The organism is Nocardioides fonticola, assembly GCF_039536805.1.
In the GTDB taxonomy this organism is placed as follows: Bacteria; Actinomycetota; Actinomycetes; order Propionibacteriales; family Nocardioidaceae; genus Nocardioides; species Nocardioides fonticola.
Window position 1 is genome coordinate 1 of record NZ_BAAAZH010000033.1, and the last position, 15,531, is coordinate 15,531.

Below are 15,531 nucleotides of genomic sequence, written 5' to 3' on the forward strand. Positions count from 1 at the left end.
TGCGGCCGGGGCATGACCACATGACCCACCTCCATGCAGTGCTCCCGATCCGCGAGGGCGTGGCGTGTCTGGCGGCGTTGAAGTCTGCTGCGACCCACGCGGTCGGCACCGGTGAGGCCACCAGTCATTCCCAGGCGATGGCTGATGCCCTGGTGGGCCGGGTGACCGGCCGCCAGCCCCTGACCGAACCCGCGCCCGTCAGCCTGCGTCTGGTGATGACCGCCGAATCGCTCCTCGGCGACACGGACGAGCCGGCCACCCTGACCGATGGGGTCGACCACGCGACGTGGATCGACGCGATCCCCGCACCCGTTGCCCGCCAATGGGTGACCGATGCGATCAGTACCGCTACGGCGGCGGGGCAGCAGGTGCCGGTGAAGCGGTTGTTCACCGCACCGGGCACGCGTGATCTGGTCGCGATCGAGTCCACGGCGCGGTGCTTCCCGGCCGGGCTGGCCGAGTTGATCGCCACGCGGGATGGCTGGTGTCGTACCCCGTACTGCAACGCCCCGATCCGCCACCTCGACCACATCACCCCCCACGCCTGCGGCGGGCCCACGTCACTGACGAACGGTCAGGGCCTGTGTGTGCAGTGCAACCACGCCAAGGAAGCCCCCGGCTGGCACCACCACCCACCACCACCCGAGACACCCGGGGCACCGATCCGGATCACCACCCCCACCGGCCACCACCACACCGCCCGAGATCCCGCGCCCTGATCGTGATCACGATCCGACTCGATGCCGCAACGCGTGCATCCGAGGGTGCGACGAAGGTCAGACCTGTTCGAAACCAGCTGGCGGTGACGAAGACGTGTGCGACTGTTGCCCGATGAAGTGGTTCGGCAAGAAGAAGGCTCCAGCGGAACCTGAGCTGAGCACCGAAGACGCGGTGATCATTCACTACTCCCTCTCCGGCGACGAGTACGGAACTGTCGAGGAGCGGGAAGCGATCCGCGCCTTGGAGGGCCGAGTCGCTGCGATCCTCCAGGCACTTCAACTCGGTGTGCATGACGGGAATGAGTTCGGTGGAGGCGAAGCCATCATCTTTTGCTTCGGACCGGATGCCGGCCGATTGTTCGCAGCCATCGAGGCCGAGCTTCGAGCATTTCCCGCACGCCCCGCCGTCGCGCGCCTCGTCTACAAGGTCGGGTCCGACCGCGATGTGCGCGAGGAACGGGTCGAACTCTAGGCGGCCCGGCGGGCCATACCGCCCTGACCTAGATCGTGCGATGCGGTCGCCGATCTAGCGTCGCTATGACGCGTCCTGGATCGTCGATCAGGTCGAACAGGCCCGCCACTCGCATCGCCCATTGCTCCGGGTCGTCTCCTTCGTCAAACGATGCCGCTGAGGCGAATTGGTCGCGGAGATTGACCGGCAGACGCTCGGTCAACTCCCTGGCCAACTCGCGGCCCGCGTTTGCTCGCGGCGACGGCAGTCGTACAACGCGGGCGAGGTACCCATTCGTAGCGACTACGGCGTCCGAGGCAGCGAAGAGCGTCTCGGCTGCCCGGCCAACCCAGTCGTTGTGTCTGGTTCCCGTGAGCGGCACGGCGACCTGCTGGACGCTGGCGATCGCGTCTCTGCCAAGCGCCAAGGAGAGCCCGCCGGGATCTTCGTGATAGTTGAGGTAGCGAGCTACATCAACTCCTGATGGGCAGACGTCCTCAAGCATCACGTCACCGACGAAGTCACTGGGGTCAATCAGCCAGTCGGTCCGAACCACCACCGTGGGCGTCAGATGCACTCGATAGAGGAAGAACTGGCGCCCCCTGTCGTCCTGATCCGTGATTCGACGCAGCATGTTCTGAATTGCAGCCTCGTAGGTGCCGACGTGGAGGGCCCTCTTTCGCTGACGATCAGCCCATTCGGCGACCCTTTCGTCTCCGCCCATCAATCTTCGGACTGCTGCAGTCAGCTCAGATACTGTGTCGTAAGCCTTCGTCGGCCAGTCCTGCTGCGTGCTGGTGTGGTACCAGTGGAGACTTCCAACTGCTTCATCAGTGAGTGCCGCATCCGTCAGATCGACCGTCACGCGAGCAGAGCGCTCTCGCTCGCAGTTCGTGCCGCACCCAGGGCAGGTCTCCCCACCGTGATTCCAGCGATCAATCCAGTCGAGGTCGACCATCCACCGGTGCTCGCATTCTTCGCACAGCATCTGCCGCTCGCGCGAGAAGTCGATCTTCCGCTCCACGAGCCAATCCTCGGTAACCATGCTCCTTCAATCCAGAGCTCAAGGCCGACGTGCCACGACTTGGTCGTTCTGGCCCGCGCAGATACGCCTCGCTCGTCCAGCGGTGATTCCTACGAGAAGTTGTGCCCTACTCTCCTCCCGTGCCCGCCCGCCCCGAGGTCGTCTGCATCTGCGGATCGATGAGGTTCCGGGCAGAGATGCGCGCGGCGATCAGTGGGCTGACGATGGCCGGGGCCATCGTCCTCGCCCCGACGGAACTCGATTCCGCGCCGAGCGAGGAGGAGAAGGCAGTGCTCGACGCGCTCCATCTGCGGCGCATCGACCTGGCGGATCGGGTCGTCGTGGTAGCGCCGGACGGGTACATCGGTGAGTCGACGCGTCGCGAGATCGCCTACGCGCGTCGCCACGGGAAGCCGGTCGACGCCATCGACCGGTGAGTTGGATCGGTGGGTGAACTGCCTACCAGTCGGAGAACACGACGACGCGCGCCAGCGCCCCTCAGCCCCTGGCAGCGAGGTCGGTGCCGAGCGCGTCCAGGTCGCGCACCGCGAACCTCAGGTGCTCCCATTCCTCGCGCAGGATCGTGTGCAGGCAGTGCAGGACGTCGACGGTGTGCTCGCTCGACCAGGGGTGAGTGCGGCGGGTGGTCAGCTCCTCGGCCGTGACGTCGGCGATGAAGGCGCGCACCAGCTCCTGCCGGCTGGCCCGCGCCGCGAGGACGTCGGCCCAGGCCGGGATGCCGTCGGCGAAGACCGAGGTGTCGTAGCCGTCGGTGGCGAACTCGGCGTTCGGCTGCCCGAGCGGGTGGTAGGGCTGCTCGATGCCCAGGACGGCGCCGCGCAGCCACACGTCGGTGGCCATCACCAGGTGGCGCAGGGTCTGGGCGAAAGACCACTCCCCGTCGACCTGCCGATCGCGGGCCTCGGCCGGAAGGCCCTCCGCCCGCTCTACGGCCGCCGCCCAGGCCGCCTCGACGGCGTCCCAGGCGGCGAGGAGCCCGGCCGGGTCCGAGGCCGTGCGCAGCGAGCGGCCGGGGAAGCGGCGGTCGAGCTCGGCCTCGACGTAGGGGACGACGTCGACGCCGTTGACGAGCAGAGCTTCGCCCTCGTCGAGCCACGGGGAGTCGAGATCGAGTCCGGCGACGTCGACACCGCGCATGACGACACCGCTGAGGTCGCAGCGATCGAAGCGGGCGCCGCGCAGCGAACGGTCGAGGAACGTCTCGGGCTGGGTTTCGGTCACGGTCCGACCCTGCCATCTCCCGCCGACACTCGGCATCCGGCGACGGGGAGGATCAGCCCTCCGGCAGCGCCGCGAACCGCTCCTTCACGCCGCGGTACCAGTCCATCGAGCGCTTGGGGTGCTTCCAGCGCCCTTTCATCTCCTCCCGGGCCGGCACGTGCACGGCGTCGCCCGCCGCGACGGCGTCCTTGAGGTGCCGGTCCTGGGCCTTGATGACGTCGTCGGCCGTGGCGCCCACGAGGGCGAGGTCGCAGGGGCCGCCGAGGTCGTGGCAGGTCATCGTCTTCATGGATCCTCCGAAGGTGCGGTCACACACGCCGCTCGGCGTGCGTCACTCAGGTGACGGATCCCGAGATGGAAGTGTGACCGCCATGCCCGACGCCCCCGACCCGACGCTCCTCTTCGAGGCCGAACGCCCGCGCCTGCAGCGCATCGCCGCCCAGGTGCTCGGCGATCCCGCCGAGGCCGAGGACGTCGTCCAGCAGGCCTGGCTGCGCTGGGACGCCGCCCGCGCGACCACCGAGATCGCCAACCCCGCCGGCTGGCTGACCACCGTGACGACCCGGCTCTGCCTCGACCGGTTGCGCCAGCGGTTGCCGGTGCCGGAGGCCGACCTCGATGCCGAGCTCGCCGAGCTGGCGGGCGGCTCCGACCCGGCCGACGACGTCGCCCTCGCCGACACCGTCGGGATCGCGTTGCAGGTCGTGCTCGACCGGCTGAGCCCCCGCGAGCGCGTCGCCTTCGTGCTGCACGACACCTTCGGCTTCGACTTCGACACGATCGCCGACGTGCTCGGGGCCAACCCGGCCGCCGCTCGCAAGCTCGCCTCGCGGGCACGGGCGAAGGTGGCGCGCCCCGACGGCCACGACGCGCTGGCCGACTGGGAGATCGTCGACGCCTTCCTCGAGGCCGCGCGCGGTGGCGACCTCGGTCGGCTGCTGCAGCTGCTGGCACCCGACGCCGTCGTCACGGCCGATGCGGTCGCCCTCACGGTCGGCACCCCGGAGCGCATCGAGGGCCGCGACGCCGTCGCCGCGTTCTTCGACGGTGCCGCGAAGGCGGCCTTCCCCGCCTACCTCGGCGAGCGCCCCGGAGCGGCCTGGATCCAGCACGGCGAGGCCCGGGTGGCCTTCGACTTCACGATCATCGACGGCCGGGTCGCCCGGATCGTGTTCCGCGCCGATCCTGCGGTGCTCGCCGACGTCGTCCGGCGCGACGGCGCGACGCGGCGCGAGAGATGAGTTCGAATCTCATCTGACCCGACACCCCCGACCGCCCTACAGCGACGCGGTGACGACGGGATCGGTTGGCGCCGACTCCCACCCCACCGGCCCGACGCCGACGGTTACCGATCCGGACCACCGGCTCGTCTACAGGGAGATCCGACGGCGGCTGGTCTCGCTCCGTTAGCGCCTGAGCGCACGTACGGTGGTCGGCATGGACGAGGTGCGAGGGTCCGACGTCTACCGGGCTCGGATCGGCGAGATCGCGGACAGCCGCCTGGTCACGGCGATGCTGGTCCTCATCGAGGTGGCATCCGCCGTCGTCCAGCCCGATGCCTGGGAGGGACGCTATCGAGTCCTCGTCGGGCCGTTGGACGGATCGTGGGAGGTCGGAGTGAGGGAGGCGCGCACCCGGCGTGCGGCGAAGAGGGAGTTGGCTGAGGTGCAGACACTGCTCTCCCGCCTCAGCGCCGACGAGGCTCGTCGCGCATTGGAACTCACGGCCTGACTGCGCCCCGCCTCACCGGCCCGTCGACCCCAGCACGCTCCCGAAGATCGCGGTGCCCGGCCCGAACCGGCCACGCGTGCGCGACCAGCCGCCCCAGACGCGGTCGTGGTGCTCGGGCCACTCGGGTTCGAGCAGGTCGGTGATGACGAAGCCGTTGCCGGCGAGCAGGGCCACCCAGTCGCCGAGCGTGCGGTGGTGCTCGACGTAGGCGACCTCTCCGGTGGCGTCGTCCACCTCGACGTAGGGGGTGCGGTCCCAGTAGCTCTGGCTCATCGTCAGGCCGGGCTCACCGGGGTCGTCGGGGAACATCCACCGCGTCGGGTGGGTGATGGAGAAGACGAAGCGCCCTCCGGGCCGCAGCACCCGGGCGGTCTCGGCGACGGCGACGTCGATGTCGGCCACGAACTGCAGGGCGCCGAAGGAGGAGAAGACGATGTCGAAGGAGGCGTCGGCGAAGGGGAGCGCGGTCGCGGTCGCCCGAACGGTCGGGACGACGACGCCGGTGTTCTCGTCGATGCGCCGCGAGTGCTGGAGCTGCCGGTGTGAGACGTCGAGCCCGATCGAGCGACCGCCGTGCACCCGCACCCAGCGCGAGCACTGCCCGCCGCCCGAGCCGACCTCGAGCACGTCGCGGTCGGCGACCGGCCCGAGGATGCTGGCGACGTCCTCGGTGAGCCCCTCCGGCCCCCACACGAACCCGCAGTCGCCGAGGAACTCCCCGTGCGTGGCCTGGTACTCGTCGGCGTAGCGGTCCCAGTCGGCGGAGTTGGCGCGGCGCGATTCGTCCTCGCCGGCGCCACGGCGCTCCACCCGCACGGGCGCGGACGGCGTGTGGTCGCGCGAGTCGGGAGCCACCGGGGGAGTGGCGGGCGAGGAGCTCACGCCCCGGCCTCCGCGGCCTGCGTGCGACGACGTCCGCCGGGGATGCGTCCGGCGAGGTCGCCGAGCGGAGTCGCGGCCCGGCCGAGGGTGTCGGCGGCGGCCGCCAGCTGCGGGACGACGTCGGCGAGCTCCTCGAGCCGCGGCTTGATGTGCTCGAGCGTGGTGCCGAGCGAGACCAGCTGATCGAGCGTGCCGCCGTCGGCGAGCAGCTTCTCCAGGAACCCGTCGTCGGTGAGGATGCGGTCGGCGAGCCCGTTGGGCCGCAGCAGCTGCTCGAGGACGCCGCCGGGCTCGGTGAGCCGGTCGAGGGTGCCGCCGCTGCGCAGCAGCCGGTCGAGCAGCCCCTCCTCCTCGATGAGCCGGTCGAGCGCGCCGCCCTCGGCGAGCAGCCGCTCCAGCGCGCCGTCGGGGCGCAGCAGCCGGTCGACCGGCCCGTCCTCGGCGAGCAGCCGCTCGAGGTTGCCGTCGACGGCGGTCAGCCGCGCCAGCGGACCGTCCTCGCCCAGCAGCCGGTCGATGACGCCGTCCCGCTGGAGCATGCGGCCGAGCGGCCGTGCGGGGTCGAGCAGCTCGGCGGCGAACTCCGCCAGCCGCACCGGCCCGCCCTCGGCGAGCAGGATGTCGGCGAGCTGCTGCACGTAGCCGCCCTCGCCGATGACCCGCTGCACCATCTCGGCGTACCCGCCCGGACGCCGGATCGGCCCGTCGGGCGCGGCGAGGCGACCCACGGCCAGCGTGGCCTGGGTGCCGGCGACGGCCAGGCGCAGCGGCAGCAGCGCGGCATCGCGGACGACGGGCACGGCGAGTGCCAGCAGACCGGACGCCGGGCGCGGGGCCGGTGCGTCGAGGTCGGCCTCGTCGAGAGCGGGGAGCAGGGCGGAGTCGGACACGCGGGCGCTCACGGGAGAACGGTACGGGATCGGCCGGGAAGAAAACTCCCCCTGGACCCGGAGGTCCAGGGGGAGCCCGCCCCGCCAAGGTGCGGTCTTCTCAGGGGGAACGGGGCCGGAGCGGTGGCGGGACCGCCCGGCCCGTGGGGTCAGCCGCGCCGCGCCGCAGCGGTGCGCGGGTGGTTGGGTCCGCTCTTCGGGTCGAGCGGGTCGCTGCCCGCCTTCACCTCGCGACCGTCGGAGACGCCGCCGTCGTCGGTGTCGCGGTCGCAGGGGTTGGTGCGGTACTTGCGGATCTCGATGCCGTCGCCCAGGCCGTCACGGTCGGTGTCGAACCGGTTGGGGTTGGTGGGGCAGCGGTTGTAGCGGGTGTTGGCCGAACCGGTGAGCTCGACCTTGTCGTCGAGCCCGTCGCCGTCGGTGTCGGCCCGGGTCGGGTTGGTGCCGTAGGTCTTCACCTCGGCGCCGTCCTTGAGGCCCTCGTTGTCGGTGTCGGCGTCGGCGGGGTCGGTGCCGTAGGTCTTGACCTCCGCGCCGTCCTTCAGCTTGTCGCCGTCGGTGTCGGTCTTGAGCGGGTTCGAGCCGTAGGTGATCAGCTCGGGACCGTCCTTGAGGCCGTCGCCGTCGGTGTCGGGGTTCAGCGGGTCGGTCTTGGTGGTCTTGACCTCCTGGCCGTCGCCGAGCTTGTCGCCGTCGGTGTCGGCCTTGGTGGGGTCGGTGCCCAGCACCGCCTCCTCGGCGTCGGTGAGCCCGTCGCCGTCGGTGTCGGGCGAGGCCGCGGCCTTGTCGTCGCTGCCCTTGTTCGGGTCGGTGCCGGCGGTGATCTCCGCGCCGTCGCCGACACCGCCGTCGTCGCTGTCGGCGTCGAGGGGGTTGGTCGGCGCGTTGCCGAAGCCGCTGTTCGCCGAGCCGGTGACCTCCTGGAGGTTGGTCAGGCCGTCGACGTCGGGGTCCTCCTGGGCGTCGCCGGTGCCGTCGCCGTCGGTGTCGGCCTTGTTCGGGTCGGTGCCGGTGAGCTTGATCTCCTGGCTGTCGCTGAGCCCGTCGTTGTCGGTGTCGGCCTTCGTCGGGTCGGTCGGCTGGTTGCCGTAGCCGGTGTTCAGCGAACCGGAGAACTCCTGGAGGTTGGTCAGCCCGTCGCCGTCGAGGTCCTCGGCCGCGTCGCCGGTGCCGTCGCCGTCGGTGTCGGGGTTCGTCGGGTCGGTGCCGACGATGGCCTCCTGGCCGTTGGTCAGGCCGTCCTTGTCGTCATCGTCGTTCGGGCCGCTGACGGTGCCGCACTGGACGCCGCCCGCGGGCGCCGCCGCGGTGGCCGTCATCGGGAAGAGGTCGACCTCGGCGATGTCGACGACGCCGGCGAGGGTGACCTTGAGGTGGATGGCCGACACGCTGGCGCTGACGCCGAGTCCGTCGGCGGCGCGGGTGATCGTCGGGGTGCCGATCGAGAGCTCGATGAGCTGGCCGAGCGCGCCCGGCAGGCTCACCGGGTCGCCGGGCACGACGGTCTGGCCGCCGAGGGTGACGATCGGGGTCGTGTAGGTGACCTTCGTGCCGGCCTTCGTGCCGTCGGCCTCGGCCACCAGCAGCGGCTTGCTGGTGACCTCGAGGAGCTTGTTGCCGGCCAGTCGCAGGGACGCCGTCGAGCCGGTCACCGCGGAGACGACCGTGGCGCCGCCGTTGGGGGAGCCGTTGGGCGCGAAGGAGGTGCCCTGCTTGACCGACGCCGTGCCCGGCAGGTCGATCAGGCCGGGGCCGAGGTCGAGGGTGCTGAGCACGGAGACGTCGGCGGTGGAGACCTCCGAGGTGCTCAGCGGCACGGTCGTGAGGCAGGTCTGGTCGTCGCGGAACCGGGCGTGGGCGCTGACGTTGGAGACGCCGAGGTCGAGCACGCCGGGGATCGTCAGCGGCACGCTGCCCGCGATGAGGGAGGCCTGGGTGGCCTTCGGGTTGTCGGGGGCGGCCTGCTGCTCGGCGCTGGAGAGCAGGTCGAGCGGGATCGCCGTCAGCGCGGTGCCGTCGAGGTTCTTGGCGCTGGCCGTCACCCGCGGCGCGGTCGGCTTCAGCGCGCCGTCGGCCCGGCCGAGGATGACGTCGGCGGCGGCGACGCCCGCGGCGGGCACGTTGAGCGCCTTCACGTGCAGCACCTGGCCGGACGCCGCGGCGGTGGCGCCGGCGGGCACGGGCAGGGCCGCGGCCGACGCCGGGGCCGCCAACGGCACGCCGACCAGGCCGTAGAGGGCGAGGGTGGACAGGCCGACGGTGGCGGCGAGGTTGCGCCGACCCCGGGGGGAACGGGTCGTCATGGGGAGGGTCTCCTGCTGCTGGGCGGGGGGTCCTTGCACGCTAGCCGACCGGCCCCCGCCCGCCGACCTCACAGGCCCCTCTCAGCCTCAGCGGTCCAGACCACGGCCGGACCATGGCGCCCGTGCCCGCGCGGGCGTCCGCGAATGGACTCCGACGAGCGCGGAGGCGTACGCTGAAGCGTTGCGTCAGCAGTCCGTCGTGTCCCAGACCGAGCGGATATGGCTCGCTATCGATCCCGGTGGGAATCTCGCGCTCCTCGCGGGCGCCCCGGCGCCGGAGTCCGATGGATAGTGAAACAGGGCTCCCGGCGCGTTCGCACGACTTCTGCCCATCGAGGAACTACTTCCCTTATGACGAGCACCATCTCCGCAGCGACGGACTTCGACGCGCCCCAGGTGGCGGTCAACGACATCGGGTCCGAAGAGGACTTCCTGGCCGCTATCGACCAGACGATCAAGTACTTCAACGACGGCGACATCGTCGCCGGCACCATCGTCAAGGTCGACCGTGACGAGGTCCTGCTCGACATCGGCTACAAGACCGAGGGCGTCATCCCCTCGCGCGAGCTGTCGATCAAGCACGACGTCGACCCCTCCGAGGTCGTCGCTGTGGGCGACGAGGTCGAGGCCCTGGTCCTCCAGAAGGAGGACAAGGAAGGCCGCCTGATCCTGTCCAAGAAGCGCGCCCAGTACGAGCGCGCCTGGGGCACCATCGAGCAGGTCAAGGAGGAGGACGGCGTCGTCGAGGGCACCGTCATCGAGGTCGTCAAGGGCGGCCTCATCCTCGACATCGGCCTGCGCGGCTTCCTGCCCGCCTCGCTGGTGGAGATGCGCCGCGTGCGCGACCTGCAGCCCTACGTGGGCCAGAAGCTCGAGGCGAAGATCATCGAGCTCGACAAGAACCGCAACAACGTCGTCCTCTCGCGTCGTGCGTGGCTCGAGCAGACCCAGTCCGAGGTTCGCCACGGCTTCCTGACCCAGCTCCAGAAGGGCCAGATCCGCAAGGGCGTCGTCTCCTCGATCGTCAACTTCGGTGCGTTCGTCGACCTCGGCGGCGTCGACGGTCTGGTGCACGTCTCCGAGCTGTCCTGGAAGCACATCGACCACCCCTCGGAGGTCGTGGCCGTCGGTGACGAGGTCACCGTCGAGGTGCTCGACGTCGACATGGACCGCGAGCGCGTCTCGCTGTCGCTCAAGGCGACGCAGGAAGACCCGTGGCAGCACTTCGCCCGTACCCACCAGATCGGTCAGATCGTGCCGGGCAAGGTCACCAAGCTGGTGCCCTTCGGTTCGTTCGTCCGTGTCGAGGAGGGCATCGAGGGCCTGGTGCACATCTCCGAGCTGGCCGAGCGCCACGTGGAGATCCCCGAGCAGGTCGTCCAGGTCAACGACGACGTCATGGTCAAGATCATCGACATCGACCTCGAGCGTCGTCGCATCTCCCTCTCGCTCAAGCAGGCCAACGAGACCGCGGTGTCCACCGACATCGAGGAGTTCGACCCCACGCTCTACGGCATGGCGGCCACCTACGACGAGCAGGGCAACTACGTCTACCCCGAGGGCTTCGACCCCGAGACGGGCGAGTGGCTCGAGGGCTACGACGAGCAGCGCGCGATCTGGGAGGAGCAGTACGCCCAGGCCCACGCCCGCTGGGAGGCCCACGTCAAGCAGCAGGCCGAGGCCAAGCAGGCCGAGGTCGAGGCCGGCGAGGCCACCTCGTACTCCTCCAGCACCGCTGAGGAGGGTGGCAGCCTCGCCTCCGACGAGGCCCTGCAGGCCCTGCGCGAGAAGCTCACCGGCGGGAACTGACGCCGAGCTCGGCCACGGCCGAGCCCCTGATCGAGAGCCCGGTCGCCCCACGGCGGCCGGGCTCTCGGCGTTCCCGAGATCGGGTCGCGTGCTGGCGCGGCATCGAGGCGAAGGCGTCGGCACGGACCCACCGCACCAGGACGAGGGCGCCGACCCCGAGGACGGCGAGGGCGAGGAGGGAGACCAGGAGATCGCTCATGGCAGAGATTCTCCGCTCGTCCAGATCCTGCCACGAGTGGCAGAGATGCCGGTATTCGTCGATTTCCTGCCAGTGGGCGGCGTAGGCTGGCCAGCATGCTCCGAGACGTCGTCGCCCTGGCCTATCCCGGTATCGCCCCCTTCGAGCTCTCGGTGCTCTGCGAGGCCTTCGGACTCGACCGCAGCGACGACGGCGTCCCGCGGTTGAGCTTCGCGGTCTGCTCGCCCGAGCGTGGTCCGATGCCCACCACGGTGCCCGGCTTCTCGATCATGGCCGACGACGACCTCGACCGGCTCGCCGAGGCCGACCTGGTCGGCGTCCCGGCCCTCCCGCGCGAGGCACCCCTCGATCCGCGGGTCGTCGAGGCGGTCGCGGCGGCCCACGCGCGGGGGGCGCGCATCCTCTCGGTCTGCTCCGGTGCGTTCGTGCTCGGCGCCGCCGGCCTCCTGGACGGCCGCGAGTGCACCACCCACTGGAAGTACACCGACGAGCTCCAACGCCTCCACCCGACCGCGCGCGTGGTGCCCGAGGTGCTCTACGTCGACGCCGGCTCGGTGGTCACCAGCGCCGGCACCGCGGCCGGCCTCGACGCCTGCCTGCACGTGTGGCGGCAGGAGTTCGGCTCGGCGGTCGCGGCCATGGTCGCGCGCCGCATGGTCGTGCCGCCCCAGCGCGACGGCGGTCAGGCCCAGTTCATCGCCCGCCCCGTGCCCGACCGGGCCGCCGACACCTTCGCACCGCTGCTGGCCTGGATCGAGGAGCACCTCGACGACGACCTCGGGGTCGAGGTGCTCGCCCGCCGGGCCCACATGTCGCCGCGCACCTTCGCCCGCCGCTTCCGCGAGGAGGTCGGCACCACCCCGCACGCCTGGGTCACCGCCGCCCGCGTGCGGGTGGCCGAGGAGTTCCTCGAGCGCAGCGACCTGACCATCGACCTCATCGCCTCCCGCGTCGGCTTCGGGACGGCGGCCGCCCTGCGCCAGCACTTCACCCGCGCCCGCGGGGTCAGCCCCCAGGCCTACCGCCGTCAGTTCGCCTGCTGAGGCGGGCCCTCCAGCAACGCCCGCAGGTCGTCGCGGCGCACCTTGCCGGTGAGCGTGCGCGGCAGGTCGTCGACCAGCAGCCACGTCTTGGGCCGCTTCGGCGGCGCCAGCCGCTCGCGGGCGAAGGCGCCCAGCGACTCCGCGGTGGCGGCGTCGCTGCGCGGCACCACCGCGGCGCAGACCCGCTGACCCCACTGGGGGTCGTCGACGCCGAGCACCGCCACGTCGGCGACGTCGGGGTGCTCGCGCAGCGCCTCCTCGACCTCGAGGGGGTAGACGTTGACGCCGCCGGTGATGACGAGGTCCTCGCGGCGCCCGTCGAAATGGAGGTAGCCGTCGGCGTCCAGCCGCCCCAGGTCGCCGACGGTGAAGGCGGGTCCGGACGGCGTCTCCCGCCATGCCGCGGCCGTCTTCTCGGGAGCGCCCCAGTAGCTGAACCGGGCGTGCTCGGGCACCACGCACCAGATGAGGCCGTCGTCGTCGACGCTGAGCTCGCGGCCCGGCCGCGCCCGGCCGACGGTGCCCGGGCGCTGCTGCCACTCCTCGCTGCGGCAGGCGGTGAACTGTCCCTCGGTCGAGCCGTAGAACTCCCAGGTCGTGCCCGGCGGGAAGGTGGCGATGAGGCGCTCCTTCAGCTCGCGCGGGCAGGGGGCGCCCGCGTGCGCGACCAATCGGAAGCAGGAGAGGTCGGGCGTGCCGACGGCGTCCCAGTGCGCGAAGAGCCGCTGCAGATGCGTCGGCACGCAGAACATCGTCGTCGGCCGGTCGCGCTCGATGGCGGCGGTGACGGTGGCCGGGTCGAACGGCCCCGGGATCACCACCCGGCCGCCCACCAGCAAGGTGCCGGTGGCGAAGCGCAGCGGCGCGGAGTGGTAGAGCGGGCTGAGCACCAGGTTCACGTCGTCGGCCGCGAACCCCCACAGGTCGCGCTCCTCGGCCACCAGCGCGGCGGCCGCGGCGTCGTCGAGCAGACCCGACCACACGCCCTTCGGCACCCCGGTCGTTCCGCTCGTGCAGTGCATGGGCCGGGCGCGGGGGAGTCGCCCCGGCACCCGCGGGAACCGCTCGGCCACGGCGGCGAGCACCTCGTCGTCCTCCACGCGCAGGGCGGGGGAGAGCGGGCCGAGGATCCGCTCGCGCTCGACCGCGGTCAGGCGCGGGTCGAGCGGGATCGGGACGACGCCCTCGCCCAGCAGGCCGAGCACGACGTCGAGGTAGGTGGCCGACCCCGGCGTCAACAGCGCCACCCGGTCGCCGGGCCGCAGGTCGGGGAGCCTCACCCGTCCAGTATCGCGGAGCGGGCGACGCCGTAGGTTGTGCCCCATGCGCGTGGGACTCACCGGCGGGATCGCCTCAGGCAAGAGCTCCGTGGCGAGGATCCTCGCCGAGCAGGGGGCGGTCGTCATCGACGCCGACCAGTTGGCGCGCGAGGTCGTCGAGCGCGGCACACCCGGCCTCGCGCGAGTCGTCGAGGCGTTCGGCCCCGAGGTGCTCACCCCCGAGGGCGACCTCGACCGGCCCGCCGTGGGCCGCCTGGTCTTCGGCGACGAGGAGAAGCGCCGCGTGCTGGAGGGGATCGTCCACCCGCTCGTCTTCGAGCGCTATGCCGAGCTGGAGCAGAACGCGCCCGAGGGCGCCGTCGTCGTCCACGACATCCCGCTGCTCGCGGAGTCCGGACGCGCGGAGGGGTTCGACGCCGTCCTGGTGGTCGACGCGCCGCCGGAGCTCCAGATCGAGCGGATGCTGCGCGACCGCGGCATGACCCGTGAGGACGCCGAGGCCCGCATCGCGGCCCAGGCCACCCGCGAGCAGCGCCTGGCCATCGCCACCCACGTCATCGAGAACACCGGCACGCTGGCCGAGCTGGAGGCCCGGGTGCTCGAGGTGCTCGCCGACCTGCGCGACTGACCGGCCGCAGGACGCACGAAGGCCCGTCGCCCCTACGGAGAGGGCGACGGGCCTCGATCGTGTCGACCGGCGTCAGGCCGCCAGGTCGGGGTCGGCGAAGCGGCGCAGCTTCTGCAGCGCCTCCCGCTCGAGCTGGCGCACCCGCTCGGCGGAGATGCCGTGCTTGAGGCCGATGTCGGCCAGCTTGTGCTGGCGGCCGTCGACCAGGCCGTAGCGGCTGCGGATGATGTCGGCCGCCCGCTCGTCGAGCTGGCCGACCAGGCTGTTGAGCCGCTCGCGGGACTCGACGTCGAGCACCGTCAGGTCGGGACCGGGGGCGGTCTCCTGGGCCATCAGGTCGCCGAGCGAGGTGTCGCCGTCCTCGTCGACCGGGGTGTCGAGCGAGACGTGCTCGCGGCCCCACGAGAGCAGGTCGAGCACGCGCTCGAGCTCCATGCCGAGCTCGGCGGCGATCTCGGCCGGCTCGGGGTCGCGGCCCAGCTGGCGCTCCAGGGTGCGGCGGGCGCCGCCGACCTGGTTGAGCTCCTCGACCACGTGCACGGGGAGCCGGACGACGCGGGCCTGCTGGGCGATGCCGCGCGTGATCGCCTGGCGCACCCACCACGTGGCGTAGGTGGAGAACTTGTAGCCCTTGGTGTAGTCGAACTTCTCGACCGCCCGGATGAGGCCGGTGTTGCCCTCCTGGATCAGGTCGAGCATCGGCATCTGGGCCCGGCCGTACTTGCGGGCGATGGAGACGACGAGGCGGAGGTTGGCGGTGATGAACTGGTCGACCGCGCGGCGCCCCTCCTCGGCGAGCCACTCGAGCTCCTCCTGGGTGGCCTGACCCGGCGCGCCGCCCTTGCGACGGCCGATGCGGCCCTCGGCGAGCAGGTGCTCGGCCATCAGGCCGGCCTCGATGGTCTTCGACAGCTCGACCTCGGCGGCGGCGTCGAGGAGCGGGTTGCGTGCGATCTCGTCCAGGTACAGCCCGACGCTGTCGCGACCCTCGATCTCGCGGGTGGCCGAGCGCGTCGTCGTCGTTGCAGTGCTAGCCATGGGGGACCCTCCTCGTAGGCGGAGTCCGTTCTCCGGATTCCGTTCTCCTCAACGCCCTCCCTTGTCCTCCGATTCCCGATTCCGGAAACCATCGAAGGGGTGGGCCTTCAGTGGGGACCGACGAACCACGGCGGGCGGTAGTTTCCCGACGACCCGAATCTCAGGGACTTCTCAGGGCTCCCCCGTGGGGGATGCCGATCGGCGTCCGATCGAGACGTGCCGGCGAGGCGACAGTCCTGATCGTGCTTCGGTACGACGGCCCGGTCGGATGGGTGGAGGGCCCGGGTTGTGC

17 protein-coding genes are annotated in these 15,531 nt (G+C 71.5%); 8 read left to right on the top strand and 9 right to left on the bottom strand.

Annotation, left to right across the window (positions count from 1 at the left end; genetic code table 11):
* A partial coding sequence (locus tag ABD671_RS20350; protein ID WP_344735319.1) for an HNH endonuclease occupies positions 1 to 719 on the top strand: 719 nt, incomplete at its 5' end.
* Positions 720 to 831: 112 nt separating this feature from the next.
* Entirely contained in the window at positions 832 to 1,191 is a 360-nt protein-coding gene (locus ABD671_RS20355; RefSeq protein ID WP_344735320.1) for a hypothetical protein, read from the top strand.
* 28 nt (positions 1,192 to 1,219) lie between these two features.
* Here ABD671_RS20355 and ABD671_RS20360 read toward each other — a convergent pair whose 3' ends face one another.
* Positions 1,220 to 2,194 (bottom strand): hypothetical protein, encoded by a 975-nt coding sequence (locus ABD671_RS20360; RefSeq protein ID WP_344735321.1) that lies wholly within the window; start codon positions 2,192 to 2,194, stop codon positions 1,220 to 1,222.
* 140 nt (positions 2,195 to 2,334) lie between these two features.
* Between ABD671_RS20360 and ABD671_RS20365 the strand changes: the two genes are divergently transcribed.
* Positions 2,335 to 2,631: a hypothetical protein gene (locus tag ABD671_RS20365; protein WP_344735322.1), complete on the top strand. Its 297-nt coding sequence runs from the start codon at positions 2,335 to 2,337 to the stop codon at positions 2,629 to 2,631.
* A 61-nt stretch (positions 2,632 to 2,692) separates the two neighbouring features.
* Here ABD671_RS20365 and ABD671_RS20370 read toward each other — a convergent pair whose 3' ends face one another.
* Both ABD671_RS20370 and ABD671_RS20375 read right to left on the bottom strand, forming a co-directional pair.
* Complete coding sequence (locus tag ABD671_RS20370) at positions 2,693 to 3,436, bottom strand: DinB family protein (protein ID WP_344735323.1); 744 nt, start codon at positions 3,434 to 3,436, stop codon at positions 2,693 to 2,695.
* Positions 3,437 to 3,488: 52 nt separating this feature from the next.
* Entirely contained in the window at positions 3,489 to 3,725 is a 237-nt protein-coding gene (locus tag ABD671_RS20375) for a hypothetical protein (protein WP_344735324.1), read from the bottom strand.
* Positions 3,726 to 3,807: 82 nt separating this feature from the next.
* Here ABD671_RS20375 and ABD671_RS20380 point away from each other — a divergent pair, with 82 nt between their 5' ends.
* Together ABD671_RS20380 and ABD671_RS20385 are read left to right on the top strand one after the other, a co-directional pair.
* On the top strand, positions 3,808 to 4,677 hold the full coding sequence (locus ABD671_RS20380; RefSeq protein WP_344735408.1) for a sigma-70 family RNA polymerase sigma factor: 870 nt from the start codon (positions 3,808 to 3,810) through the stop codon (positions 4,675 to 4,677).
* Positions 4,678 to 4,873: 196 nt separating this feature from the next.
* Positions 4,874 to 5,167 carry a hypothetical protein gene (locus tag ABD671_RS20385; protein ID WP_344735325.1) on the top strand — a complete coding sequence of 98 codons (294 nt, stop codon included), beginning with the start codon at positions 4,874 to 4,876 and terminating at the stop codon, positions 5,165 to 5,167.
* A 12-nt stretch (positions 5,168 to 5,179) separates the two neighbouring features.
* Here ABD671_RS20385 and ABD671_RS20390 read toward each other — a convergent pair whose 3' ends face one another.
* The 3 genes from ABD671_RS20390 to ABD671_RS20400 form a co-directional block, all read right to left on the bottom strand.
* Positions 5,180 to 6,049 carry a class I SAM-dependent methyltransferase gene (locus tag ABD671_RS20390; protein ID WP_344735326.1) on the bottom strand — a complete coding sequence of 290 codons (870 nt, stop codon included), beginning with the start codon at positions 6,047 to 6,049 and terminating at the stop codon, positions 5,180 to 5,182.
* Positions 6,046 to 6,951 carry a hypothetical protein gene (locus tag ABD671_RS20395; RefSeq protein WP_344735327.1) on the bottom strand — a complete coding sequence of 302 codons (906 nt, stop codon included), beginning with the start codon at positions 6,949 to 6,951 and terminating at the stop codon, positions 6,046 to 6,048. Before ABD671_RS20395 ends, ABD671_RS20390 begins: the two co-directional genes overlap by 4 nt.
* A 137-nt stretch (positions 6,952 to 7,088) precedes the next feature.
* Positions 7,089 to 9,242 (bottom strand): hypothetical protein, encoded by a 2,154-nt coding sequence (locus ABD671_RS20400; protein WP_344735328.1) that lies wholly within the window; start codon positions 9,240 to 9,242, stop codon positions 7,089 to 7,091.
* Positions 9,243 to 9,593: 351 nt separating this feature from the next.
* Between ABD671_RS20400 and rpsA the strand changes: the two genes are divergently transcribed.
* Positions 9,594 to 11,051: a 30S ribosomal protein S1 gene (gene rpsA, locus ABD671_RS20405; RefSeq protein WP_344735329.1), complete on the top strand. Its 1,458-nt coding sequence runs from the start codon at positions 9,594 to 9,596 to the stop codon at positions 11,049 to 11,051.
* On the opposite strand, the gene ABD671_RS20410 is transcribed toward rpsA, so the two are convergent.
* Positions 11,035 to 11,250, bottom strand: coding sequence for a hypothetical protein (locus tag ABD671_RS20410; RefSeq protein ID WP_344735330.1), 216 nt, complete (start codon positions 11,248 to 11,250; stop codon positions 11,035 to 11,037). The two genes, rpsA and ABD671_RS20410, sit on opposite strands and share 17 nt — an antisense overlap.
* 95 nt (positions 11,251 to 11,345) lie before the next feature.
* Here ABD671_RS20410 and ABD671_RS20415 point away from each other — a divergent pair, with 95 nt between their 5' ends.
* A complete protein-coding gene (locus ABD671_RS20415; protein ID WP_344735331.1) occupies positions 11,346 to 12,293 on the top strand; it encodes a helix-turn-helix domain-containing protein in 948 nt (315 codons plus the stop codon).
* Here the strand turns inward: ABD671_RS20415 and ABD671_RS20420 are convergent.
* Positions 12,278 to 13,573 (bottom strand): class I adenylate-forming enzyme family protein, encoded by a 1,296-nt coding sequence (locus ABD671_RS20420; RefSeq protein WP_344735333.1) that lies wholly within the window; start codon positions 13,571 to 13,573, stop codon positions 12,278 to 12,280. The genes ABD671_RS20415 and ABD671_RS20420 overlap by 16 nt on opposite strands.
* Before the next feature lie 43 nt (positions 13,574 to 13,616).
* Here ABD671_RS20420 and coaE point away from each other — a divergent pair, with 43 nt between their 5' ends.
* Positions 13,617 to 14,201 (top strand): dephospho-CoA kinase, encoded by a 585-nt coding sequence (gene coaE, locus ABD671_RS20425; protein WP_344735335.1) that lies wholly within the window; start codon positions 13,617 to 13,619, stop codon positions 14,199 to 14,201.
* Positions 14,202 to 14,273: 72 nt separating this feature from the next.
* On the opposite strand, the gene ABD671_RS20430 is transcribed toward coaE, so the two are convergent.
* The gene (locus ABD671_RS20430; RefSeq protein WP_344735337.1) at positions 14,274 to 15,239 is read right to left on the bottom strand and encodes a sigma-70 family RNA polymerase sigma factor; all 966 of its coding nucleotides are present in this window, start codon (positions 15,237 to 15,239) and stop codon (positions 14,274 to 14,276) included.
* Between the last annotated feature and the right edge of the window lie 292 nt (positions 15,240 to 15,531).